A 1,354-nucleotide genomic window follows, 5' to 3' on the forward strand; every position below is an offset into this window, starting at 1 on the left:
GTGCGAGACGGTCCGGGTCGGCGAGGTCGGCCAGCAGCAACTCGAGGACGGACAGCCAGCTGCGACCACCGGGTTCGGTGAGATCGAAGCCTCCCGAGAGCCGGATGACGGATCTGACCGTGCGCCCGATCATGGCACTGAGCTCGTCCTCGACCACGTCCGGACGGATCTTGATACCCAGGATCTCCGCGTCGGCGCTCCAGCTGGAAACGAGTGAGGGCAGATCCGGTGCGGCCACCGCCGCGAACCCCGGCTTGACGATCACCTCGTCGCTGCCGTAGCGGCAGACGATCTCCCCCCGGATCGGGACCGCTATGTGATAGCCGCGTACGGGCCCGGACACGACGTGTGTTTCGGAGTCGAACCGAATCACCCCCAACGTCATGTGCGTCAGTTCGACGGAGCGCAGGACCGACGGGATGCTCACGTCGCGCACGGCGGGTGGGACCTCGGTCACGCAAGGTGCGAACGAGTCCACACCGGCCTCCCGGTGGTCGCGCGCATGCGAACTGACCGCCCGGGAGAGGGTGGGATGGTGGATCGTCATCGAACGCACCTCCTGATGGCACTCCGGCCGAGGATCTCAGGGTGCAGCGGTTCACCGCCACCCATGGATGACATTAACTCTTGATTGCATCCAATACAACGGTTTCAGACGCCAGTAGGCCCCTCAACTGCCCCTCGGTGTGCTTCACTGTATCCAATACAGGGAAAGAGGAGGTCATACAGATGCCCCCACTGCCCGGACTGCTCGGAGGAGATCACCTCGGCGTGACCGTGCCCGACCTCGACGAGGCCGAACGTTTCCTCGTGGACATCCTCGGAGCCCGGCACGTTTACACCCTCGGGCCCAAACGCTCCGACGACGATGACTGGATGACTGTTCAGCTCGGCGTCCACCCGCGCACCGTCATCGAGGAGGTCCGTCTCTACCGCCTGGGCACCGGACTGAACCTCGAACTGTTCGCGTACCAGGCGGCCGACGGACAGGCCCCCCAACCCCGGAACAGCGACATAGGCGGTCACCACCTCGCTCTGTACGTCGACGACATCGAGGCGGCCGCCGACTACCTGCGTGACGCGGGTGTCGAGGTCATGGGCGTGCCCGTCACCAGCGCCCAGGCGGCGACCGGCCAGCGATGGTTGTACTTCCGCAGCCCCTGGGGCATGCAGTTCGAGCTCGTGAGCTACCCGGCAGGCAAGGCCTACGAGAAGGACGCACTCGTGAAGCTGTGGCATCCCGCCCACCCCGAGGACTGAGACCCGTGCCCGAACCGACAAAGTGCGCCGCAGAGGCGCGACGGGGATATTGAGCGTCATCGAAGGGCCAGCTCCTGTGAGGGGGGATGGAGAC

At 65.5% G+C, this 1,354-nt stretch carries 2 protein-coding genes; one reads left to right on the forward strand and one right to left on the reverse strand.

The genetic code is table 11. The features are described from left to right. A partial coding sequence (locus ABZ646_RS46715; protein ID WP_360533900.1) for a hypothetical protein occupies window positions 1-547 on the reverse strand: 547 nt, incomplete at its 3' end. 182 nt (window positions 548-729) lie between these two features. Between ABZ646_RS46715 and ABZ646_RS46720 the strand changes: the two genes are divergently transcribed. Beyond that, window positions 730-1,260, forward strand: coding sequence for a VOC family protein (locus ABZ646_RS46720; protein WP_360533903.1), 531 nt, complete (start codon window positions 730-732; stop codon window positions 1,258-1,260). Window positions 1,261-1,354: the final 94 nt, after the last annotated feature.

This window comes from Streptomyces sp. NPDC007162, assembly GCF_040634175.1.
Lineage (GTDB): Bacteria > Actinomycetota > Actinomycetes > Streptomycetales > Streptomycetaceae > Streptomyces.

What these genes read in the sequence shown, in the direction of transcription:
- ABZ646_RS46720 (WP_360533903.1), top strand. Translation starts at nt 730, where the DNA reads ATGCCCCCACTGCCCGGACTGCTCGGAGGAGATCACCTCGGCGTGACC.